At 69.6% G+C, this 20797-nt stretch carries 22 protein-coding genes; 8 read left to right on the forward strand and 14 right to left on the reverse strand.

The genetic code is table 11. The features are described 5' to 3' along the window. Positions 1-68: 68 nt before the first annotated feature. Entirely contained in the window at positions 69-1295 is a 1227-nt protein-coding gene (locus tag SM754_RS17905; RefSeq protein WP_323677520.1) for a tryptophan--tRNA ligase, read from the reverse strand. Positions 1296-1598: 303 nt separating this feature from the next. Here SM754_RS17905 and SM754_RS17910 point away from each other — a divergent pair, with 303 nt between their 5' ends. Then, positions 1599-3104 (forward strand): PGF-CTERM sorting domain-containing protein, encoded by a 1506-nt coding sequence (locus tag SM754_RS17910; protein ID WP_323677521.1) that lies wholly within the window; start codon positions 1599-1601, stop codon positions 3102-3104. 3 nt (positions 3105-3107) lie between these two features. Here the strand turns inward: SM754_RS17910 and rio1 are convergent, their stop codons facing one another. From rio1 to SM754_RS17930, 4 genes are all read right to left on the reverse strand, one after another. Beyond that, a complete protein-coding gene (rio1, locus tag SM754_RS17915) occupies positions 3108-4025 on the reverse strand; it encodes a serine/threonine-protein kinase Rio1 (protein ID WP_323677522.1) in 918 nt (305 codons plus the stop codon). Positions 4026-4081: 56 nt separating this feature from the next. Further along, positions 4082-4591 carry a cupin domain-containing protein gene (locus SM754_RS17920; RefSeq protein WP_323677523.1) on the reverse strand — a complete coding sequence of 170 codons (510 nt, stop codon included), beginning with the start codon at positions 4589-4591 and terminating at the stop codon, positions 4082-4084. A 125-nt stretch (positions 4592-4716) separates the two neighbouring features. After that, positions 4717-4878, reverse strand: coding sequence for a DUF6757 family protein (locus tag SM754_RS17925; protein WP_227134088.1), 162 nt, complete (start codon positions 4876-4878; stop codon positions 4717-4719). A 72-nt stretch (positions 4879-4950) separates the two neighbouring features. After that, positions 4951-5751: a PHP domain-containing protein gene (locus tag SM754_RS17930; RefSeq protein ID WP_323677524.1), complete on the reverse strand. Its 801-nt coding sequence runs from the start codon at positions 5749-5751 to the stop codon at positions 4951-4953. A 127-nt stretch (positions 5752-5878) separates the two neighbouring features. Here SM754_RS17930 and SM754_RS17935 point away from each other — a divergent pair, with 127 nt between their 5' ends. After that, positions 5879-6166 carry a DUF5789 family protein gene (locus SM754_RS17935; protein WP_323677525.1) on the forward strand — a complete coding sequence of 96 codons (288 nt, stop codon included), beginning with the start codon at positions 5879-5881 and terminating at the stop codon, positions 6164-6166. Between the two features lie 81 nt (positions 6167-6247). Here the strand turns inward: SM754_RS17935 and SM754_RS17940 are convergent, their stop codons facing one another. The 4 genes from SM754_RS17940 to SM754_RS17955 all read right to left on the reverse strand — a co-directional run bounded on the left by SM754_RS17940 (position 6248) and on the right by SM754_RS17955 (position 10434). Beyond that, positions 6248-6817: a DUF1684 domain-containing protein gene (locus SM754_RS17940; RefSeq protein ID WP_323677526.1), complete on the reverse strand. Its 570-nt coding sequence runs from the start codon at positions 6815-6817 to the stop codon at positions 6248-6250. Between the two features lie 86 nt (positions 6818-6903). After that, a complete protein-coding gene (locus tag SM754_RS17945) occupies positions 6904-8034 on the reverse strand; it encodes an ORC1-type DNA replication protein (RefSeq protein ID WP_323677527.1) in 1131 nt (376 codons plus the stop codon). Between the two features lie 82 nt (positions 8035-8116). Further along, entirely contained in the window at positions 8117-8275 is a 159-nt protein-coding gene (locus SM754_RS17950) for a DUF1059 domain-containing protein (RefSeq protein WP_227134082.1), read from the reverse strand. 164 nt (positions 8276-8439) lie between these two features. Then, a complete protein-coding gene (locus SM754_RS17955; protein WP_323677528.1) occupies positions 8440-10434 on the reverse strand; it encodes a MutS-related protein in 1995 nt (664 codons plus the stop codon). Positions 10435-10512: 78 nt separating this feature from the next. Between SM754_RS17955 and SM754_RS17960 the strand changes: the two genes are divergently transcribed. Then, a complete protein-coding gene (locus SM754_RS17960; protein WP_323677529.1) occupies positions 10513-10686 on the forward strand; it encodes a hypothetical protein in 174 nt (57 codons plus the stop codon). Between the two features lie 264 nt (positions 10687-10950). Further along, positions 10951-11199: a DUF8015 family protein gene (locus tag SM754_RS17965; protein ID WP_323677530.1), complete on the forward strand. Its 249-nt coding sequence runs from the start codon at positions 10951-10953 to the stop codon at positions 11197-11199. Between the two features lie 30 nt (positions 11200-11229). Here the strand turns inward: SM754_RS17965 and SM754_RS17970 are convergent, their stop codons facing one another. Next, entirely contained in the window at positions 11230-11406 is a 177-nt protein-coding gene (locus SM754_RS17970; protein ID WP_323677531.1) for a hypothetical protein, read from the reverse strand. A gap of 77 nt (positions 11407-11483) precedes the next feature. Next, positions 11484-13586 carry an excinuclease ABC subunit UvrB gene (uvrB, locus tag SM754_RS17975; RefSeq protein WP_323677532.1) on the reverse strand — a complete coding sequence of 701 codons (2103 nt, stop codon included), beginning with the start codon at positions 13584-13586 and terminating at the stop codon, positions 11484-11486. 266 nt (positions 13587-13852) lie between these two features. On the opposite strand from uvrB, the gene SM754_RS17980 reads away from it, so the two are divergent. After that, positions 13853-14125, forward strand: a complete 273-nt coding sequence (locus tag SM754_RS17980; protein WP_323677533.1) for a DUF7553 family protein — start codon at positions 13853-13855, stop codon at positions 14123-14125. Between the two features lie 87 nt (positions 14126-14212). Beyond that, positions 14213-14581 carry a hypothetical protein gene (locus SM754_RS17985; RefSeq protein ID WP_323677534.1) on the forward strand — a complete coding sequence of 123 codons (369 nt, stop codon included), beginning with the start codon at positions 14213-14215 and terminating at the stop codon, positions 14579-14581. A 26-nt stretch (positions 14582-14607) separates the two neighbouring features. Here SM754_RS17985 and SM754_RS17990 read toward each other — a convergent pair whose 3' ends face one another. After that, positions 14608-15249 (reverse strand): rubrerythrin family protein, encoded by a 642-nt coding sequence (locus tag SM754_RS17990; RefSeq protein ID WP_323677535.1) that lies wholly within the window; start codon positions 15247-15249, stop codon positions 14608-14610. 184 nt (positions 15250-15433) lie between these two features. Between SM754_RS17990 and SM754_RS17995 the strand changes: the two genes are divergently transcribed. Further along, entirely contained in the window at positions 15434-16210 is a 777-nt protein-coding gene (locus SM754_RS17995) for a 23S rRNA (uridine(2552)-2'-O)-methyltransferase (protein WP_323677536.1), read from the forward strand. 25 nt (positions 16211-16235) lie between these two features. Here the strand turns inward: SM754_RS17995 and SM754_RS18000 are convergent, their stop codons facing one another. Both SM754_RS18000 and SM754_RS18005 read right to left on the reverse strand, forming a co-directional pair. Then, positions 16236-16412 carry a ribbon-helix-helix domain-containing protein gene (locus SM754_RS18000; RefSeq protein ID WP_323677537.1) on the reverse strand — a complete coding sequence of 59 codons (177 nt, stop codon included), beginning with the start codon at positions 16410-16412 and terminating at the stop codon, positions 16236-16238. 191 nt (positions 16413-16603) lie between these two features. Then, positions 16604-19108: a twin-arginine translocase subunit TatC gene (locus tag SM754_RS18005; RefSeq protein ID WP_323677538.1), complete on the reverse strand. Its 2505-nt coding sequence runs from the start codon at positions 19106-19108 to the stop codon at positions 16604-16606. A 110-nt stretch (positions 19109-19218) separates the two neighbouring features. Here SM754_RS18005 and SM754_RS18010 point away from each other — a divergent pair, with 110 nt between their 5' ends. Further along, a complete protein-coding gene (locus tag SM754_RS18010) occupies positions 19219-20595 on the forward strand; it encodes a twin-arginine translocase subunit TatC (RefSeq protein WP_323677539.1) in 1377 nt (458 codons plus the stop codon). Positions 20596-20797: the final 202 nt, after the last annotated feature.

Here is a 20797-nt window from a genome sequence, read left to right on the forward strand (position 1 = left end):
GAACCCGCGGTGAGAGGCCGCGCTCGTTCTGTCGACGAACCCCTCGCGCCCGCGACGACCCGGCCCCCTCAGAGCTGCGGGACGCCCGCCGCCGAGAGCGCGCGCTCGCGCTCCGCGTCCGTCAACCGGTACGGCTCCAGCTCTTCGCGCACGTCACCGAGCGCGTCCCGCCGCCGCTGGTGCGCGTCCAGGAACTCGGTGATGGCGTCGACCGCCTCCAGCTTCAACTCGCCCGAGAGGAGGTCGCCCGCCCGGTAGCGCTCGGCGAGGGCCGCGAGCGCGTCGTCGTCGCGCTCGAAGAAGTACCGGAGGTACTGGAACGCGACGTCGACGCTCGGGTCGCCGCCGTGCTCGCGGTGCTCGCTGACGCTGTCCCGGCCGCCCGAGTACGCGCGTTGGAGGACCTTCTCCTCCACGGCGTCCGCGTCGTCGGTCAGGTAGATCGCCTCGCCCTCGCTCGAACTCATCTTCCCCGGCCCCGCCAGGTCCGGGAGGAATTTACCAAGTAACGCCCCCGGCTTCTCGACCGGATACCGCGCCTTCGCCGCGACGTCCCGACTCACCCGCACGTGCGGGTCCTGGTCGACCGCCACCGGAACGAGCGTCGGATGCGCGCCCTCCACGAGCTGCGGGAGCAGCAGGTGCGTCGTCTGCACCGCCGGATAGAACCCCATCCCGACGTTGTCCGGCCGCCCGTACGTCGCCTCCAGCTGGTTCATCGTGACGTCCTTCGCGAACGTCGCCGCGAGCGGATACACCACGTCCGCGTCCGCCGAATCGAGCACGAACCGCGTCCGCTCCGGGTCGAACCCCACAGCGAGGAGGTCCCGGAGGTTCTCCCGGGTCGCCTCGCCGACCTCGTCGAACGTGAGGTCCTTCGAGAGGTACTTCTCGTCGTCCGAGAGCGGCACGTACACCGTCGCACCCGTCGCGTCCTGCAGGGTCTTCGCGAGGTAGAACACGAGCGCGTGCCCGAGATGCATCGGCCCCGACGGCCCCACGCCGGTCACGATAGAGTGCGTGCCGCCCGCGCCGTCGTCGCTCGCCGCCGCGTCGAGGTACGCGTCGACGCCACGGCCCGCGTAGTAGATACCCCGCCGGAGCATCGGGTGGTCCGGGAACCGCCGGACGTCCTCGGCGGTCAGTCGGTCCGCACCGAACTCCTCCAGGAGCTTCTCGTAGTCGAGCGTCCCCGACACCTCGTACGGCGTCACCGTGAAGTCGTCTCGCTGTCCGTCCTCGGTGGCTGTCGCTGTCGATTCGTCTGTCGCTGTCGCGTCGTCGTGCGCTGGCATGTGTGTCGTAGCTGTGTCGCGTGCGGTCGGCTGGCGGTTCGACGCCGAGAGAACGAGTGAGCGCGACCGCCCGCGACGTCGAGTTACGCCCGACGTCGCACGCTCGCCGCACTGTCCGCTCCCGAGGACTGCGTGCGCCAGCGCCAGCAGGGAGCGGACTGCATCACCAGCAACTCCACGTTCGCCGGACAAGAGCGTTACGACGTCGTGGGAATCCACCCCGCGACGATGCTCGCTGCACTGCTGGCTCGACGCTGACATCCCAGGGGAAGGCACTTACCGAACTCCAGACAACACGTCCCCATGTCCAGCCCTCCACGATCAGCCGTCGCCGTCGTCGCCGCGGCGGTGGTCCTCGCCGCGGTCGCGCCCGCCACAGCCGCCGCCGGACCGTCGCTCGCGCCCGGACCCACATTCGACAGAGGTTCGCTCGCCGCCGCGACGCCACCAGGCGAGAACGCCTCTGTCTCAGCGTGGCGCGTCCCCATGCACGTCGACACCGCGAACGCGAGTGCGAGCGAACTCGCGAGCTACGAGAACGCGACCGCGGGCACCGTCAACGTCACGCCGCACGACCGTCTCGTCGTCGACGTGACCGTTCCGGGCCTCGGCGCGCGCGTCGCCGACGCCTCGGGGAACGCGTCCGCGAACCTGACGTCACGCGTGCTCGACGCGCTGAACGAGAGCGGGCACTTCGCCGTCCGGCAGACCCAGGCCAGCACCACGCCCGAGCGCCAGTCCAAGAGTCTCTGGCTGAACGCGACGAACGTCCGCGCCGTCGCGGCCGCCGAGGACGACCGCTACCTCCTCGTCGTCGATCCCGCGAGCGTCCTCGCCGTCCACGCCGGCCCGTTCGAGGACCCACGCGTGGTCGCCGAAGAAGAACGCGACGAGGACTACCGGTTCGACGGCGTCTTCGCGGACGGGGTCTACGCGTACGAGGTCTACACCGCGCGGTACCACGTGAACGAGAGCGTTCGCGGCCTTGCCGCGACAAGTCGCCGCGTGAAGTTCCGCCCGGCGGCCGCGTTCGTCGCCACGACCGGCCCGCTCGAACCGACTGCGAACGCGACGGTCACCGGCACCACGACGCTCGCACCCGGAACCGACCTCGCCGTCACCGCCAGGACCGACGCGGGCGGCGTCGCCACCGCGGTCACTGCAGTCGACGACCGCGGGCGTTTCCGCACCGCGCTCGACCTCGCGAGCGTCGACGCGCCCGCCTCGGTGAACGTCACGGTCGCGCTCGCCGCGAACCGCTCGCGCGCACTCACCGACGCCCCCGCGACGCTAACGGTCCGCGAACCCCGAGCAAGCATCGAATTCGCCGACCAGACCACGTCCACGAGGTACGTCTCCGCACGCGCGAACCTCACGCACGGCGGCGTCCTCGTCCTCCGGACCGACGCCGGCGTCGTCGACGAGACGACCGTCCTCGACGCGGGCGTCGACCAGACCGTCACGCTCTCGCTCCCCGTGGACGCCGCGAACGGCACCTATCGCGTCGTCCCGTACCGCGTCCGCGCCGACGGCGCTCGCGGCGACCGCTACCCGAACGGGACCGCGAGCGCGCGCCTCACCGTCGTCCCCGAAGCCACGACCACGACGAGGACAACCGCGACCACGACGTCGACGATAACCGCGACCACGGCCACCGCGTCGTCGACGACGAAGACGACGACCGGGACCGACGACGCGGCGACGACGCCCGTCGCCGACGACCCGATTCCCGGGTTCGGCGCAGTGGTCGCGCTCGCGGCGCTGGCCGCGACGCTCCTCGCCGCCAGCCACCGCCATCGGAACGACTGACCGCTAGCGCGCGTTCCGGTTGTCGTCGCCGTCCTCGCGCGGATTCGCGTTGTCGAGGACGAACTGGTAGCACTCCTCGCCCGTGACGTCCAACCCTTGTCGAGAGAAGAAGTTCGCGACGTTCCGGCAGTCCCGCTTCAGGAAGTCCTCGCTGTTCGGGTGGTGGACCGTCACCGCCTGGCCGAGGTCGATGACGACGAGCTCGCCGTCCTCGATGACCATGTTGTACTCGCTGAGGTCGCCGTGGACGAGCCCCGCCGTGTAGAGCCGCCGGATGTACTCGCGGACGACGTGGTACGCGGTCTCGGGGTTCTCGACGTTCACCTCCGCGAGCCGACGAGCGCGCCCGCCCTCGTCGGTCCCGATGTACTCCATCACGAGCACGTTCCGCTCCACCGCGAGCGGGTTCGGCACGCGGACGCCCGCCTTCTCCGCGCGCTTGAGGTTCGCGTACTCCTTGCGCACCCACGCGAGCACGACCTGGCTCTTCTTCCCGCCGATGCCCTCGAAGCGCGGGTCGCCCGCGAGGTAATCGCGCATGTCCCGGAAGTCGCTCGCGTTGATGCGGTACACCTTCACCGCGACCTCCGGCTCCGGTTCGTCGAGCGCGTCCGCGGCCTCCGACCCGCCGAGCGCGGTGTAGACGTTCGCCTCCTTCCCGGTCGAGACCGGGCCGCCGAACGCGGACAGCCAGCCGTCCTGGACGAGCTTGTACAGCGCCGCGTACGTCGCGTCGTCGAACACCGACGCCTCGACCTTGAACTGGTCGGCGTCCTTGATGCGCTTGCGGAACTCGCTGAACTCGCGGTCGCGCTTGCGCGCGATGCGGTCCGCTTCGGTGTCCGAGACGTCGATCTCCTCCCACTCGTCACCCGGTGTGTCGGCCTCGCTCGGGTCCACGAGACCGTACTCGCCTGTCATCTACCACTAGGTCTGGCAGGCGAGCCCTAAAGGACTGGCGTACGGTGAGTCGCTACTCACGCGTACCGCGCGGTCTCGCCACCGCAGCGCTCGCAGACGGCGAGGATGGCGTCGCGGTCGTCGGTGAGTTCGATGCGGTGAGCGGTCCGGTCGCCGCAGGCGTCGCACTCCCGGAGGAGGTCGAGGTCGCCGGGGTCCCGCGGAGCGCCGACGGCGAACACGACCGCGCGCTCGTCGTCGTCGTTCCGGCCGCACTGGTACTCGCCGGGCGCTGCCCGCACGACCTCACCGGCCCGTGCGACGACCGTCTCCGCGTCCTCGCCGTCGGACCCGGCGAGCGCGGCGTCGCGGTCCGGATACGCCTCGAACGTCACCGTCCCGGACTGCACGACGAACACCTCCTCCTGGTGCTCGTGGGCGTGCACGCCGAACGCGAGCCGCTCCCCGGGCGCGAGCTCGTAGTGGTTCGCGCCCAGGTTCGCGAGCCCGAGCGGCTTCGTGAGCGACGCCCGGACCGACCCGGGCCCCAGTCGCGACTCCAGTTCGTCGACGTCGACCTTGTCCATGCGTCGGCGAACGCGCGACGACGCCGTAAACCCACGCGCCGACGCGGTCGCTCGCGAACTCGTGCAGGAAGAACTGGCGTCCGGGGAACGGTCGCCGTCGTCGCGGTCGAGAGTCGCAGCCGCGGTCAGGCGCGGTCGACGTCCACGTGCTCCTTGAGCGCCTGAAGCTCGTCGGCGTCCGAGAGCTCCTCAAGACGTTCGCGGAAGTGAACCTCGCAGAGACCGACTTTGACGCCTTCCGTCGACGCGGCGAAGGCGGCTTCGTCGTCGCAGTAGTGACACTTCATGTTCAGTTGTTGGGGCTGCGAGGCATTGAAGGCTGCGTTCCAGGCGACGCCGTCAGCCCGATGGCCGCGCCGTCAGTCGCCGCCGTGCGCGGCGAGGCGCGCCGCTAGGGGCTCGTAGTCCGCTTCGTCGAGCCCGCAGACGCCGAGTTCGCGCTCGTGCGCGTCCGTGCCGGCGGTCACGAGGAGGTCGTGCTCGTTCGCGGCGGCGTCCACGGCCGCGAGGTCCGCGTCGACGCCGTCGCCGTAGGGATAGTCGCGTTCGACGGCGTCGAGCGTCTCGGTGAGCGCGAGCGCGCGCTCGGGGTCGTCGTACCGGAACGGGTGCGCGAGGCCGACGACCGCGCACGCATCCGCGAGGACGTCCCGGCCGTGCTCGAACCCGGGGACGTCGCGGGCGACGTAGCACGGGCCGTCGTTCCCGATGAGGTCGTCGAACACGCCTTGCACGGTGTAATCGGTGTCGGGGTGGTCCGCGACGGCGCGCGCGACGTTCGGTCGCCCGAGCCCGGGACGTCCCTCGATGCCGAGGTCGATACCGAGGTGGGCCCCGACGTCGTCGATGATGGCCTGTCCGCGCTCGGCGCGGTCGGTCTGGACGCGGTCGACGAGCGCCGCGAGCGCGTCCGTCTCGACGACGCCGTACCCGAGGAGGTCGACGCGCTCGAACCCGGCGTCGACGCGGAGTTCGATGCCGTGGACGAGCGTCACGCCGTCGCGTTCGACGACCGGCGCGTCGAGCCCGGGGTGCGTGCGGTCGTGGTCGGTGACGGCGACGACCGACACGTCGGCGTCGCGGGCGGCCGCCGGCACCTCGTCGAGTTCGAGCGTGCCGTCGGAGTTCGTGGTGTGCGCGTGGAGATCCGCGTAGGGCATGCTCGCGCTTGCGCGCCGACGCCCAAGGACCTGTCCACTCGGGGTCCTTAAGGAATATAACCACTACCGCATCCACCAAGGACCATTGTGGACAATGTTTATAATTATCTTTCACCCGCTATTGGGTATGCGCCTGAACGGCACCGGCGACGCCATCGAGGACCAGACGTACCCGCTCACCACAGACGACCTCACCGACGCCATCGGCGACGACGAGCTCGACCTCGCCGAAGGCACCGAGACCATCGCCGACATCCTCGCCCGCTTCGGCGACCAGACGTTCCACACGCCCGAAGAGGTCGAACACACCCTCAAGGCAGGCGTCTGCGAGCGCGCCATCGGTCGCAAGGGCTACTCCGACCGCGACCCCACCACGCCCGGCAGCGTCTACGGGCACGAGTGCGTCTCCTTCTGACGACGCACGCACCACGGTCTCCCACGACATTCGGGCATCACGCCGCCTTCTCCCCGCCTCTCGAAGCCACCGAGCGACCGCTCAGTCCCAGTCCTTCTCGCCGGCCTCTATCGTCGTCTCCAGCCAGTTCTCCTCCGGCGGCAGCGGGCACGCGTACGCGTCCGAGAACGCACAGAACGGATTGTACGCGAGGTTGAAGTCCACCGGGACCTCCTGGCCGTCCTCGAGCTCGCCCTCGGCCTCCAGTTCCATGTAGCGGCCCGCGCCGTACGTCTGCTGGCCCGTCGTCTTGTCGCGGAAGGGCACGAACAGCGACTTGCGGTCCTCGCCCTCCTGACGGTACCCAGCCAGCGAGTGCGTCTCGCCGTCGAGCTCGAACGTCAACTCCGCGACCTTCAGGTACCGCTGCTCGCCGCCCGTCGACGTCTCCATCCGGTACACGTCCTCGTCGTCCCCGTCGGTCAGATGCACCGTCGCCGTCACGCGATAGTCGGCGTCCGGCTCGAAGTAATCCAGTCCCTCGAACTCGTCGCGCTCCGCCTTCGGAATCGGCGAATGCGGATGACTCCCGAAGAACTCGTCCTTCTCCTCGCGATTCCGCTCCAGCTCTCGCTCCCACGCGTCGACGTCGAACTCCGCAGTCTCACTCATACGGCAGGATTCGCCCTCGGACCGGAAGGCCGTTGCGCTCGACCGCAACTCGCCCGCACGACCGCCCACTCGACCGCAGACGACCGCTACTCCAGCCGCGACAGCACCGCCTCGGGCTCGTACTCCAGGTTGAGCTCCCGGGACCGCCCGCGTCCGTCGACCTCGGCGTAGTTCGTCGCGACGATTCCGAGGTCCTCGAGCTTGTTCACGATCTCCGAGTACCGCGTGTACCCCAGGCCCGAGACCGCCCGGAACTCCTCGTACACCTCCCCGGCCTGCTTGCCCTCGTGCTCCGCGATGACCTCCAGCAGTTCCGTCTCGCTCTCGCTCAAGCTCTCCAGCGAGCGCGACAGATGCACGAACTTCGACGTCTCGTACGCCTCGTCCACGTCGCGCTTCTCGACGACCTTCGACGCCCGCATCTCCGCCTTCAAGCCCGCCCGCCGCAAGAGGTCGATGCCGACGCGGAGGTCACCCGACTCGGCGGTCCGCTCCGCGACGTAATCCAGGACCGTCGTCGACACCACGTCGTCGTGGAACCCGCGCTCCACGCGATTCCGGAGGATGCCCGCGATCTCCTCGCGGTCGTACACGGGGAAGTACACGTCCTCCGGCCGGAACACCGACTGCACCCTGGAGTCGAGCTCGTCGATGACCTCCAGGCTCGGGTCCGAGCTCACGACGATGACGCCGATCCTCGCACCCGAGTGCTCCTCGTGCGCTCGCAGCAGCGAATAGAGGGTGTCGCTCGCCTCGTTCTCGTAGAACAGGTAGTTCACGTCGTCGAGTGCGACGACGAGCACGTCGTCGTCCTCCACGAGCTTCTCCGTCACCTGCCCGAACAGCTTCTTGAACGAGATACCGCTCGCGGGCGGCTCGTAGTCGAAGACGCCCTCGAACAGGCGCGCGAACACCGAGTACCGCGTCGCGTTCATCTGGCAGTTCACGCGGACCGTGTGGACGTCGTTCGTCTCCGCGCGGAGCTCCCCGAAGAGCTTCTGGATGGCGGTCGTCTTCCCGGTCCCCGGCGGCCCGCGCACCATCGCGTTCAGCGGACGACTGCCGCGGGTCGCCGGCCGGAGCGTGTACTGGAGGGTCCGCATCTGGCTCTCGCGATGCTGGAACGTCTCCGGGACGTAATCGATCTCGAAGACGCGCTCGTCCCGGAACACGGACTCGTCCCACGAGAGCATCCCCTCCTCGGGGTCCTCAGGCATCACTTTCACCCTGCTTCCCAGGGCACTTAGCTGTTCGGCAGCCCAGCGTCCGACGCACGTCACGACGACGTCGACCGCCGCGTCAGGACACTTCCAGTCGATCCTCGAACCGCGCCCGGTCGAACTTCCGGCCGTGTTCGCGAGCGTCGTGGCGCGCGACCCGACGTTCGAGCGCGCTGTCGTCGTTCGCCTCGAGCGTGAACCCACACCCGTGGTGCGGGCACTGGTACGCGTACTTCACGCCGTGCCACCTCGTCGAGCCGGACGTGCGAGGGCTCCCATACCACGACCTTCGCTATGCGGCTGCATAACGATTCCCACAACATGGTCGGGGGCCGTCACCCGACCGACGCACCGCAGGACAGAGCACTGTCTAACGCCGCCCGCCACCGGGAGCCTGATTGGTCAGAACTTCGCGAGCAACCGGTCGTAGAACCCGTCGCCGGACTCGCCGGCGAGCTTCTCGACGATGAGCTCCGGCGTCGACCGCGCCAGGTGGTCCTTCACCGGCGACCGGTTCACCACGAGCTCGCCGTCCGCCAGCCCCTCGGCCTCGATGCCGTCGACGGTCACGTCGAACGCCGCCATCTCCCGGATTTCGCCCGCGAGATGGGAGACGAACACCGCCGTCGCACCGTTCCCGTGCAGCGCCTCCAGGATGCCCGCGATGATCTTCGCGGACGCCCCCGGCTCCGTGATGGACTCCAGCTCGTCCACGAGCACGAGCGACCCCGCGCCACCGGTCGCGAGGTCCGCGAACTCCCGGACCGTCGACTCGAACGCGCCCGCGTCCAGCGTCCCCTGGGTCTTCGCGTGATAGTGCAGGTCCTCGAACCAGCCGAGACGAACGGAGTCAGCGGGCACCGGCAGCCCCATGTGCGCGAGGACGACGACGGTCGCGACGAGGTCGAGCGTGCTCGTCTTCCCACCGGAGTTCACGCCCGACAGCAGCGCGACGCCGTCGACCGCGTAATCGACGGGGTCGACCGCATCGTGGGGGACGTCCAGGAGCGGCGACCGGCCTCCCTCGATCGCGAACCCGGCCGCGGGCGTCGTCTCGTCGTCCGCGGCGACGAACGTCGGCATCACGCACTCGAAGTCCGCCGCGAACCGCGCGATGGCATACTCGACGTCGAGTTCGAGCGCCGCGTGCACGAGCTCGCGAGCGCCGTCCCGGTGGTCGGCGAGGTCCGTCGCGAGCTCGCGCTTCAATCGCGCACTCCGCCGGTCCCGCGCGGTGGTGAGCGACTCGCGGAGCCGCGAGACGACGTCGTCGTCCCGCGCGACCGGATACGTCGGCTCGTCGCCGAACGCGCGCCGCGCCAGCTCCGCCTCGTCGCCGCGCAGGTCGAGCGTGTCGACGAGGTGGTCGCGTGCCGCGTCCACCGCCGCGGCGTACTCGTCGGCGAGCTCGCGCGACAGCAGCGAGTCGACGCCCGCACCGCGTTCGACGAGACTCAGGAGGTCCGCGCCCTCGATGGTGACGTCACGCTCCTGTATCGCCTCCTTCAGATGGTCGTTCGCGACGTTCTCCGCCATCCCGACCGCCGCGTCGAGGTCATCCACGGCGTCCTGGAGCCGGTCGAGCTCGGCGTCGTCCGCGACCGTCCCGTCCGCGCGGAGTCGGTCGAGCGCACCGAGGAGGTCCTCGACGTCCGTCGGGGCGTCCAGTCCCGCTTCGCGATGCACCTCCGCCGCCGCTCGCAGCCGGTCGCGGTTCGCCGCGAAGAACGCCAGCTGGCGCTCGGGCACGACCTCCGCGGGCCGCTCCAGCGCGTCCGGCTCGACGCGCACGTCGCCGTCGACGTCGATGCCCGCGAACGCCTCGTCGAGCGCCACCACGGTCGCGTACCCTCTCGCGAGCTCCGCGAGCCCGCGCGCGTCCTCGACGACCTCCACCGATACCTCCGGTATCGCCTCCCGCGCCTTCGCGTACACCTCCGCGTCCGTCGTCGCCAGGCAGCGGTCGCGGACGACGACGTCGTTCGGCGCGGCGAGCGGTTCCACGTCCGCGAGCGCCGCCCGAGCGTCCTCGTTCACGTCCCGCGAGAGCGCGTCCCTGACGAACGCCTGGACCTCCTCGACGCGGGAGCGCGCCGCGCTCGGGTAGAACGTCTCCACGCGCTTCCCGCCGTACTCGGTGACCGTGCGGTCCTCGAGGAGCGAGAGGACGTCCCGGTACACCTCGCGAGCGCGGTCGGTCGCCAGGAACCCGCCGGGGTCGTCGTGCTCGTGCCGTATCGCGCCACGGACGATACGCGCCGCACGGCCCTCGGAGACGCCGGGTGCGGTCGCGACCGTCGCCACGTCCCCGCGGCGGAGCGCGCCCTCGGGGTCGTCGAGGTCCGCGAGCGCCGCGGCGGTCTTCTCGCCCACGCCCGGAATCGCCGACAGTTCCATCCTGCGCCCCCCTACCCATTCGGCGAGCAAAAAACTCCCGCCGGGAACGCTTAGGTCCTCACGGCGCGTAAAGGACGTATGCGTAGCAGTCGCCGACGCGGCAGCGCGGGAACCAGGGGCTACGAGCCGTACCGCCGCCCCGCCGCCGTCCTCCTCGTCGCGCTCGTCGCCGTCCTCGCGTTCGGCCTCGTCGTCGCCGACCTCGTCCTCGTCGTCTCCGGGAGCGTCCTCGGCGCGTTCGCTGCGCTATAGCGACCGGCAGCGTCGGGACTGCGGTCGACTGCTGGCGAGCAGGTGGCGCACGTCGTCGTCGTCGTCGCGTCGATGCGCCACGCTCCCGCCGTGGTCGACGCGACCCCCGCAATCGGGCACGCCGCCGTTCGCCGCGCCCTCGCACTTGAACAACCGCAACGCCGGCGCGACCGACCGCTCGCAGTCGCGCCCGGCTCGACCCCGTAACGAGCCGCTTTCTCCCTCGTGCGAACGCTTTAGTCGAACGCTCTCGTCGATGATGGTATGGACTACACCTGGCAGTACTACGACCTCGTGCTGCTCGGCATCGTCGCGGCGATGGCCGCGGGCGTCCTCGTCGGGTTCGCGACGCCGATAGCCCCGACGACGAGCGTCACCGCGACCAGCCTCGTCGCCGTCGGCATCATGGGTCACGGCCTCTTCGTCCGCGGGCCCGTCGACGACGTTGATGACCTCACCGACGAGGTCGAACCCGAGGAGGTCCCGGTCGCCCCGCAAGCGCTCGCGGACTGACCGGCGTCGCCGCGCGCCGACCACGATGAGTCACGCTTCTCGCAGCCAACTGGACCGGTAGAGGACGCTGCTGAGAACGACGGCGACGCCGACCGGCAGGACCGAAGCGAGCAGGGACCCCGCACTCGGGAACAACTGCGTTCCGAGGCCGGTTCCGGGCCCCGTCCCGACGGTCGTACACACAATCATCCGCCCCTGGTCGTGCACGCGACGGACTACCAACGAGCGGACCGTCTTCGTTCCGGTCCCGGTCGCTGGACTGGTCCAGAACCGGTTCACTCCCGTCAGAACTCGGGGTCGGACTCGACGGGGACCCCCTCGTCGTCGGGGCCGACGAGTGCGTCGTGCTCCTCGCGGAGCTCGCGGATGCGGTCGCGGATGTCGGCGGCGAGCTCGAACTCGAGGTTGTTCGCGGCCTCCTGCATCTTGTCCTCCAGGCGCTCGATTCGAGCTTGGGCTTCCTCGGCGTCCGCGGGTGCGTCGCCGCCGACGCCGCTCGTGTCCGTCTCGCTCCCCGGGAGGTTGGTCTCGCCGACGGGTTTGTCGATCGTGGTGGGCGTGTACCCGTGTTCCTCGTTGTACCGGCGCTGGATGCGGCGGCGGCGCGCGGTCTCCTCGACCGCGGCCTTCATCGCGTCGCTCGGGTCGTCCGCGTACAGGACGACGTTCCCGTTCACGTTCCGCGCCGCGCGCCCCATCGTCTGCACGAGCATCGTCTCCGACCGCAGGAACCCCTCCTGGTCCGCATCGAGGATGGCGACGAGGCTGACCTCGGGGATGTCCAGCCCCTCCCGGAGGAGGTTGATGCCGACGAGCACCTGGATGTCGCCGAGGCGGAGCGAGCGGATGAGCTCGTGTCGCTCCAGGGTATCGGTCTCGTCGTGCATGTACGCGACGTCCACGCCGTTCTCCTCCAGGAACTCCGTGAGGTCCTCCGCCATCCGCTTCGTGAGCGTCGTCACGAGCACGCGCTCGTCGTCCGGCATCGCCTCGATGCGGTCCATGAGGTCGTCGACCTGCCCGGTCGCGGGCGCGGTCTCGATTCCCGGGTCGACGAGGTGCGTCGGGCGAACGATCTGCTCGACGATCTGCTCGGAGCGCTCGCGCTCGTAATCGCCCGGGGTCGCGGAGACGTACAGTCGCCGGTCGGTCTTCTCCTCGAACTCCTCGAACGTGAGCGGCCGGTTGTCGTACGCCGTCGGGAGCCGGAAGCCGTTCTCGACGAGCGAGTCCTTCCGGGACTTGTCGCCCGCGAACTGCCCCCGAACCTGCGGGAGGGTCTGGTGGGACTCGTCGATCACGCAGAGGAAGTCGTCCGGGAAGTAATCCAGGAGCGTGTGGGGGGCGTCGCCGACCTCGCGCTCGCTGAGGTACACCGAGTAGTTCTCGATGCCCGAACAGTACCCCGTCTCCTGCATCATCTCCAGGTCGAACGTCGTCCGCTCCTCGATGCGCTGGGCGGCGACCGCGTCCCCCTGCCGTTCGAAGTACCGGACGCGCTGGTCGAGGTCCTCGCGTATCTCGTCCATCGCGCGCTCCAGGCGGTCCTCGGGAATCGAGTAGTGCTCCGCCGGGTGCAGGAGCACGGCGGGTTCCTCGCTGACGACGGTGCCCTGCATCGGGTCCATCTTCACGATGCGGTCTATCTCGTCGCCCCAGAGTTCGACGCGGACCGCGTACCGGCCGTACATCGGGTATATCTCGACGGTGTCGCCGCGCACCCGGAACGTCCCCTGCGTGAAGTCGACGTCGTTGCGCTCGTAGTTCAGGTCCACGAGCCGCGCCAGCAGCTCGTCGCGGCCGACCTGCTCGCCCGCCTCGACGCGCAGACTCATGTCCTCGTAGTTCCGCGGGTCACCGAGGCCGTAGATGGCCGAGACGGACGCGACGACGATGACGTCGTCCCGCGTCAGGAGCGACCGCGTCGCGGAGTGCCGGAGGCGGTCGATCTCGTCGTTGATGCTCGCGTCCTTGTCGATGTACGTGTCGCTCTGCTCGACGTACGCTTCGGGCTGATAGTAGTCGTAGTAGCTGACGAAGTACTCGACGGCGTTGTCCGGGAAGAGCTCGCGGAACTCCTCGTAGAGCTGCGCGGCCAGGGTCTTGTTGTGCGCGATGACGAGCGTGGGCTTCTGGAGCTCCTCGATCGCCCACGAGACGGTGTTCGTCTTCCCGGACCCGGTCACGCCGAGCAGCGTCTGTTCGGTCATGCCCGAGTCGTAGCCGTCGACGAGCGCCTCGATGGCGTCGGGCTGGTCGCCCGCGGGCTCGAACGGCGCGTCCACGCGGAACGGCCGTTCGGCCTCGGGCCGGTCGGGCGACAGCGGCCCGGACGCGGTGCCGGGTTCCTCGCGGTCGTGGTCGGCGTCGTCGGCGGCGTCTGTCATTGGAACGCGGTTGGGCACGCAGGCACTTGACGCGCACGCCTGGCGCACTCCGGAAGGACGCGACGACGAACCACGCGTGGGTCCTCCGGTTCGACAGCGCGCGCGGCGCAGTGACCGTCGCGGTCGACGGCGCGAACGCCACGACGACCACAGGAACCGAAGCCACCGCGACCGCAGGAACGACCCCCACCGCGACCCCGTCACAGACACCGGCCGAACCTGCGAGAGGACGGAGACTTAAGCCCGGTCGCGTCGTCGGTTCGCGCATGGGACACGAGAACCTCCAGCGAGCGAGCGACCTGCTCGAAGCGGCCGCCGACGCAGCGACGCACGAGGACGCGACCGAACGCCTCCAGACGCAGGCCGAGGAGTTCGCGAGCCACGCCGAGAGCGACCGCGGCCCCGACCACGGACGGCTCGCACGCCACGAACGCATCCTCACCGAGATCGCCGAAGCCGAGGGCGGGACCGTCGCCGCGAAGGTCGACGACGCCATCGACGCCGTCCGCGCGTACCGCGAGACCGTCGACGGCGTCTGACCGCCGACCCCCGCACTCTCGTCGCTGCAGCCGTCTGACGCGAGTCGCACGAGGACTTTTAGCTACAGCGAGTGCATCTACGTGGATATGTCCTCGGAGCGATACCGTGCTGCGGCCGTCGCCGGCGGGGCCCTCGGCGTCCTCGGCGCGGTCCTCCCGTGGGTCGCAGCCGGCGGGTTCGAACTGGACGTCCACAGCGTGTACGCGCTCGTCGCGTGCGCCGCGGTCGTCGCGGTCGCCGTCGGCGACTGGTCGCGCCGCAGCCAGCTCGCGGTCGGCGTCCTCGCCGCGGTGACGACCGCGCTCGCGCTCGAAGCCATCACGGACTTCGCGAGCGACGGCCCGCCACCGGGGACGCCCGTCGCAACGAGCAGTCCCGGCGTCGGCGCGTACCTCGCGCTCGCCGGCGGCATCCTCGCACTCGCCGGCGTCGCACTCGCCCGCTCCACCACCTGACACCCCCTCGGTCGCCCGGTCGTCGTTCAGCAGACGGGCTTCGGGTTCACGCCCATCGCCTCCAACCGCTCGGTGTACTCCTCGTAGGCGCCCTGCACGACCGCCGTCGCCGCCTCCAGTGCCGCCTCGCGGTCGGCGTCACCGTCGACGACGACCGCGAGCGCGTCGAGCACCTCGCCGCGACGCGCCTCCACGTCGCTCCCGTACGACCGGAACGTACTCGCCGTCCGCGGGTCGGCCTCGCCCGTGAAGAACCCCGTCGACTGCTCCGCGAGCTTCTTCGCGACGAGCGCGTACCCGACGACAGCGCCCAGGCGCTCGACGTCGCTCGCCCCCGACCCGTCGCCGTACGCCGAGAGCGCCGCGACCGCGTCGTGCGACTCAAGCGCCGGCACGTCGTCGCTGACTCCCTTCGCGGTCCCGGCGTGCTCGGCCGCCAGCTCACCGAACGCCGTGAACGCCTCCGCCGCCGCGTCGCTCGACGCGCCCGCCGCGTACGCCTCCAGCGCCGTCGCCGCAGTGTGCGAGACGTCCGCCGCGACCGACGCCACCGCCGCCGCCTCCAGCTCCCCGTCCGTGTACGCGTACAGCGACTTCGACGACCCGAGCCGCGACAGCGCCGTCTCGTTCGCCTCCCGTACCTCGGCGAGGAACGCATCCGTATCCATGCCAGAGACTGCGACCGCACCCCGCTTGTAGGTACCGCCAACGCTGGCGCTTGCCGCAACCGACGACACCGGCTCCAGCCGCTCGTCCCACCCGACCACTTCGACGTCCAGTCGACGACCCAGATGCTCGCGCGACCGAGACGAAGGCCCTAACCGCTCCCGCGTCGTACGCGTTCCCAATCGAATGACGCGGAAAGACCGATTCTACAACCGAGCGAAACAGGAGGGCTACCGGACGCGGTCCGCGTACAAGCTACAGCAACTCGACCGCGAATGCGGGCTGTTCGGACCCGGGAACACCGTCGTCGACCTCGGCGCCGCCCCCGGCGGCTGGCTGCAGGTCGCCGCCGAGGAGGTCGGCGAGGGGGGGACCGTCGTCGGCGTCGACTTCCAGCGCATCGACGACCTCGAGGACCCCGCCGCGACCGTGGAACTGGTCCGCGGCGACATGACCGAGGACGACACGAAGGCCGAGGTCCGCGAGGTCGCCGGCGGCGACGTCGACGTCGTCCTCTCGGACATGGCGCCGAACATGACCGGCGAGTACGGCCTCGACCACGCCCGCAGCGTCCACCTGGCGCGACAGGCGCTCGAGGTCGCCACCGACGTCCTCGACACCGGCGGCGACTTCGCCGTGAAGGTCTTCCAGGGCCAGGACTTGGACGACTTCAAGGCGGACGTCGACGCGGAGTTCCAGTACGCCCGCACCGTCGTCCCCGAAGCCTCCCGGGACTCCTCCTCGGAGGTCTACGTCGTCGGGAAGCATCGCCTCACCGCGCCCGTCCGCGAGGGCGACGTCGTCACCGTCACCATCGAGGACGAGGGCAGCGAGGGCGACGGCGTCGCGAAGATAGATGAGTTCACCGTGTTCGTCTCCGGCGCCGACGTCGGCGACGAAGTCGACGTCCGCATCGACCAGGTCAAACCCCGGTTCGCGTTCGGCCAGCCCGTCGACGAGTGACGACCCGCGCCCGCGCTCGCTGACGCTACGTCTCGTCGTCCAGGCGACCGTGGCGCTGGTCAATCTCGTCGAGCGTATCGAGCGTCTTCCGGATGGACGCCCGGATCGCTTCGCTTCGATTCACGAACTTCCCGTCCCCGCCGACGTGGTCGTCGAGGTCGTCGAGCAACTCCTGCGGCACCTCGACGCTAATCTTTGGCATGGCCGACGGTTCGCAAGGGCACCCTAAATGATTGACGCCGACTCCCTCACCGAGTTCGCCGGTCGAACGCACGACCACGCACTCGCCATCGAGACGACCTAGCGTCGAAACGACCCGGCGTCAAGACGACTCGCCGTCGTGACGACTCACCGCCGAGACAAATCGCTGCCGTGGCGGTCTGTCGCGGCGGTTCAGGCGACGCCTTCGGCCTCGGAGCCGCCACCGCCGCCGCCGAACAGGCGTCCGGGCGCCGTCAGGACGCGGAGGACGCCGAGCCCGAACGCGTACGCGAGCGACAGCGGGAGCGCGAACAGGAGCATCGACAGCACGCTACTGCTCGTGACGAACGCGCCGACGACGAACAGCGCGAGGACGACGCCGCGGGCGGCGCGCTGCATGGCATCGTAGCTCACGATGTCCGTGTAGTGGAACAGCACCATCGACACGGGGATGTCGAGCAGGATGCCGATGCCGACGGTCATGAACGCGATGAGCCACATGAACGAGTTCACGCGGTACGAGATGACCATGTTCGAGCGGATGGCGTCCTCGACGAGGTAGGAGACCACCCCCGGTGCGAACACGAGATAGCCGAGCGCGCTCCCGACCGCGAACCCGAGGAACATCGCGCCGCCCCACACGAGGAAGGCGGAGGAGTCGCCGCCGCCGCCGAACCCGCGCTCCTTGATCGCGGGCCACGCGTAGTACCCGAGGAGCGGGAGCGTCACCGCCGCCGCGACTATCGTACTGGCCTTCACCGCGAAGATGAGCTGCTCGACGGGGTGGAGTGCGACGACGATACCGATCTGGCCGACGCCACCCATGTTCGCGAGCAGTTCCGCGGTCGGGAACACCTCCAGTATCGTCGTCGGACTCGACGGCCCCGCGGTCGCGCCCGCCTGCCCGCCGGGCATCGTCGTCACCGCGGACGCGAACGCGTTCGCGGTCTCCACGCTCTCCGTGAACGGGAGCGTGTTCGGGTCCCCGCGGACCTCCGGCGGAACGCGCGACAGGAACTGCTCCTTGATGTCGCCGAGACCACCGCGGTACAGCCAGAAGAACACGCCCGCGAGCGTCGCCATGAACACCACGACCAGGCGGAACACCTTCGACGTGAGCGACTGGAGGACGAACGTGATGTCGTAGTAGTACCCGCCGATGTCGTCCTCGGTCGTCTCCTCCTCCGTGAACGGGTCCATCATCCCCGCCGCCGTCGACTGGAGGACGTTCCCCTCGTCGTCCGCGTCGGCCGCGTCCGCGTTCATCGCGTCGACGTCCGTCACGGGCGCGTCGCCCGGTGCGCCGGCCGCGAGCTCGTGACCGTCGCCCGCGTCGCTCGCCGCCTCGCCAGCGGCCGCACCGGCGGCACCGCCCTCGGCCGCCCCCGCGGCGGCCTGTTGGGCCTGTATCTCGTCGAACCGGTCGAGGATGGCCTGGGCCTTGTCCGGGTTCTCCGCGTCCATCTCGGCGCTCGCCTTCGCGAGTGCCTCGTCCTCGGTCATCTCCGCGAACACCTCCGGCGGGGCGGCGCGCACGCCGTCCTCGTCGAGGACGCCTAGGTCGATGTCCGCGGGGTCCATGCTGCGGCCACCGGCTCGCGGAACGACGGGACTCCGTAGCACCTTCAGCGTGTACGCGAGCAGGACGAGCAGCGACGCGATGATAGCTATCTGCAGCGAGATGAGCGCCTGCGCCACCCAACCCGCGTCGGGCGCGAGGCCACCCGACGCCAGCGGGTTCGCCGGCTGGACGACGGCGGGCAGCGCCGGCACCACCGCCGAGTCGATGGTCGCGACCACGCCGACGCGGATGGCGAGCACCGACCCGGCCAGGAGCGCCGCGAAGAACGCGCCGAACTGCAGCATCCGCGTCCGCAGCAGCCCGTCGGCCGCGGCCGCGCCCTCGCCGCGCCGGCGCAGGTTCACGACGACCTTCGAGAGCGCGAGCGACGCCGCGTACAACGTACACAGCGGAATCGACCACATCACCTGCGTGAGCGGGTCCGGGGGGCTCGCGACCGCGCCGAACCCGAAGATGCCGACGACCGCGAACTTCCACTTGTCCCGCCACGTCTCGTACGGCACGAGTTCCGCGTACGACAGCGACGACATCACGAGCGGGAGCTGGGCGGCGAGCCCGAACGAGAGCGTGAGGAGGAAGAGGAACTGCGTCCACATCGTGATGTCCCACGTCGGCTTCAGCGTCGCGTTGATCGCGTTCTGCGCGAGGAACTCGAACATGAACGGGAAGAACACGATGTAGGCGTACGCAACGCCACCGACGAACAACAGGAGCATCAGGACGCTCAGACCGACGAGTTGCGCTCTGGAGACGGGGACCTCGGGCGTCCACCCGCGGCGCTTCAGCGGCTCCTTCGCGTAGTACAGGAGGACGGGCAGTGAGACGAGGATGGCGACGACCGCGCCGATCTTGAACTGGAGGAGAATGACGTCGAACGGCGTCCGCGCGATGATGTCGACCTGCGCGGCGACCTCCGGCGGCATGCGCTGCTTGGTGTTGACCTTCAGCGCCTTCCAGAGGAACGTTCGGAGCGACCAGATCGTCCCGAGTAGCCCGATGAGCGCGACGATGAAGACCTTCTGGAGCTCCTTCTGGGCTGCGCGGAGGAGTGCCCCGATCGTCTCGCGCCCGGCGTCGATGGTCCGGGCGGTGTCCTCGTTGATGACCGAACTCATTAGTTGCGCGTGGCTACCTACCTCGGAAACATCAATCTTCTTCTCCCCGCTCGCTCGCGAGCGCGACGGAGAAAAAGGCCTATAACGCCGCACCTGTCTACTTCCGACAGATGCCGGACGAGTCGGACGACCACGACGACGGCGCCGCGGACGGCCCCGTCGACGGTTCTGGCGACGAGACGAGCGACGCCACAGCCGACTCGACCACGAACGCCGAGGACTCGACCGAGAGTGCGGACGATTCGCCGGACGCGGACGTTTCGGAGGCGGACGATTCGACCGAAGATGCACCCGACGGCGAGGAATCGTCCGACAGCGAGGCCGTCGGTGCAGACGACGATTCCTCATCCGACGACGATTCGGGTGGATTGGAGAAGGTAGAGGACGACGACGATTCGGGTGGGCTGGAGAAGGTTGATTCGCGCGTCGAGCCGCGGACGCGGCGCGTGGACGTTCCGGAGGAAGGCGAGGAGATGGCGGTGCCGGACGACGGTGTGGTCGCGGACGAGGAGAAGGTGCCGAACCGCGGGGTCGAAGCCGGGTTCGAGCGCCCCGATGACGCGCCGGAGAAGCATCGGCCGGAGCACCCGGACAAGCTCGACGCGAACGGCGGGTCGGACGTCCCGGTCGGGCACGCTGCCGGGGCCCCGAAACCGGGCGAGGCGTCGCCGGCGGGCGCCGGCGCGAGCGCCGGTACCGGAACCGGGACGGGCACGGGTTCCGGAGGCGGGCGGACCATCGAGGACGACGAGGACTTGTTCGAGGGGCCGCCCGACGACGAGGAGATGCCGCTCGCGGACCACATCGAGGAGATGATGCTGCGGCTCGCCGCGGTCGTGTTCGCGGGCGCCGTCGCGACCATCCTGATGTACCTGTACTCGGACTTCCTCGTCATGGAGATGTGGACGGACATCCTCCCGGCGGGCCAGGACGCGGCGCGCCCGCACCTCTACGCGCCCCTGGAGTTCATCTTCACGAAGATCAAGGTCGCGAGCCTCGCGGGCGTCCTCATCGCGCTCCCCGTCCTCGTCTACCAGTCGTACCTCTTCATGCGCCCCGGGCTCTACCCGCAGGAGCGCCGGTACTACCTCGCGGCGGTCCCGACGAGTCTCGTGCTCGCCGTCGCCGGGATGGCGTTCGCGTACTTCGCCGTCCTCCCCGGTCTCTTCCAGTACTTCGACTACTACACGGAGGGGAACGCCATCATCGCGTACGGCCTCCAGTCGACGTTCAACCTCATCGTCGCGCTCATGGGATTGCAGGCGGTCGTCTTCCAGATTCCGCTGTTCGTGATGCTCGCCATCATGATGGGCGTGACCTCCCGTCGGTGGCTCGAATCCCGGCGCCTGCTGTTCTGGGGGGCGTTCGGCGGAATCGCGTTCCTGTTCGCGCCGGACCCGACGGGGATGGCGCCGTTCATCATCGCGGTGTCGATGATCGTCCTCTTTGAGGGGACGCTCGCACTCCTGCGGTGGACCGGGCGGTGAGCAGCCGCCCGTTGCGCTTCGTTCGATAACTCAGCCGTCGAAACGCGCAGTAGGTCCGCCTGCGAATGTAATGGAAGAGCCGTGGTACCTTGACCCTCGGAAGGGTTATCCGTCACTCGCTCCTCTGGGCCTTGTTTAGACGCGTGATTTCACAGGTGTGAGCCGCTGACGCTAAGTTCGATGTTTCTGACGGCGCATTTCA

Source organism: Halorubellus amylolyticus (assembly GCF_034808145.1).
Taxonomy (GTDB): domain Archaea; phylum Halobacteriota; class Halobacteria; order Halobacteriales; family Natrialbaceae; genus Halorubellus.

What these genes read in the sequence shown, in the direction of transcription:
- SM754_RS17905 (WP_323677520.1), bottom strand. Translation starts at nt 1,295, where the DNA reads ATGCCAGCGCACGACGACGCGACAGCGACAGACGAATCGACAGCGACA.
- SM754_RS17910 (WP_323677521.1), top strand. Translation starts at nt 1,599, where the DNA reads ATGTCCAGCCCTCCACGATCAGCCGTCGCCGTCGTCGCCGCGGCGGTG.
- rio1 (WP_323677522.1), bottom strand. Translation starts at nt 4,025, where the DNA reads ATGACAGGCGAGTACGGTCTCGTGGACCCGAGCGAGGCCGACACACCG.
- SM754_RS17920 (WP_323677523.1), bottom strand. Translation starts at nt 4,591, where the DNA reads ATGGACAAGGTCGACGTCGACGAACTGGAGTCGCGACTGGGGCCCGGG.
- SM754_RS17925 (WP_227134088.1), bottom strand. Translation starts at nt 4,878, where the DNA reads ATGAAGTGTCACTACTGCGACGACGAAGCCGCCTTCGCCGCGTCGACG.
- SM754_RS17930 (WP_323677524.1), bottom strand. Translation starts at nt 5,751, where the DNA reads ATGCCCTACGCGGATCTCCACGCGCACACCACGAACTCCGACGGCACG.
- SM754_RS17935 (WP_323677525.1), top strand. Translation starts at nt 5,879, where the DNA reads ATGCGCCTGAACGGCACCGGCGACGCCATCGAGGACCAGACGTACCCG.
- SM754_RS17940 (WP_323677526.1), bottom strand. Translation starts at nt 6,817, where the DNA reads ATGAGTGAGACTGCGGAGTTCGACGTCGACGCGTGGGAGCGAGAGCTG.
- SM754_RS17945 (WP_323677527.1), bottom strand. Translation starts at nt 8,034, where the DNA reads ATGCCTGAGGACCCCGAGGAGGGGATGCTCTCGTGGGACGAGTCCGTG.
- SM754_RS17955 (WP_323677528.1), bottom strand. Translation starts at nt 10,434, where the DNA reads ATGGAACTGTCGGCGATTCCGGGCGTGGGCGAGAAGACCGCCGCGGCG.
- SM754_RS17960 (WP_323677529.1), top strand. Translation starts at nt 10,513, where the DNA reads ATGCGTAGCAGTCGCCGACGCGGCAGCGCGGGAACCAGGGGCTACGAG.
- SM754_RS17965 (WP_323677530.1), top strand. Translation starts at nt 10,951, where the DNA reads ATGGACTACACCTGGCAGTACTACGACCTCGTGCTGCTCGGCATCGTC.
- uvrB (WP_323677532.1), bottom strand. Translation starts at nt 13,586, where the DNA reads ATGACAGACGCCGCCGACGACGCCGACCACGACCGCGAGGAACCCGGC.
- SM754_RS17980 (WP_323677533.1), top strand. Translation starts at nt 13,853, where the DNA reads ATGGGACACGAGAACCTCCAGCGAGCGAGCGACCTGCTCGAAGCGGCC.
- SM754_RS17985 (WP_323677534.1), top strand. Translation starts at nt 14,213, where the DNA reads ATGTCCTCGGAGCGATACCGTGCTGCGGCCGTCGCCGGCGGGGCCCTC.
- SM754_RS17990 (WP_323677535.1), bottom strand. Translation starts at nt 15,249, where the DNA reads ATGGATACGGATGCGTTCCTCGCCGAGGTACGGGAGGCGAACGAGACG.
- SM754_RS17995 (WP_323677536.1), top strand. Translation starts at nt 15,434, where the DNA reads ATGACGCGGAAAGACCGATTCTACAACCGAGCGAAACAGGAGGGCTAC.
- SM754_RS18000 (WP_323677537.1), bottom strand. Translation starts at nt 16,412, where the DNA reads ATGCCAAAGATTAGCGTCGAGGTGCCGCAGGAGTTGCTCGACGACCTC.
- SM754_RS18005 (WP_323677538.1), bottom strand. Translation starts at nt 19,108, where the DNA reads ATGAGTTCGGTCATCAACGAGGACACCGCCCGGACCATCGACGCCGGG.
- SM754_RS18010 (WP_323677539.1), top strand. Translation starts at nt 19,219, where the DNA reads ATGCCGGACGAGTCGGACGACCACGACGACGGCGCCGCGGACGGCCCC.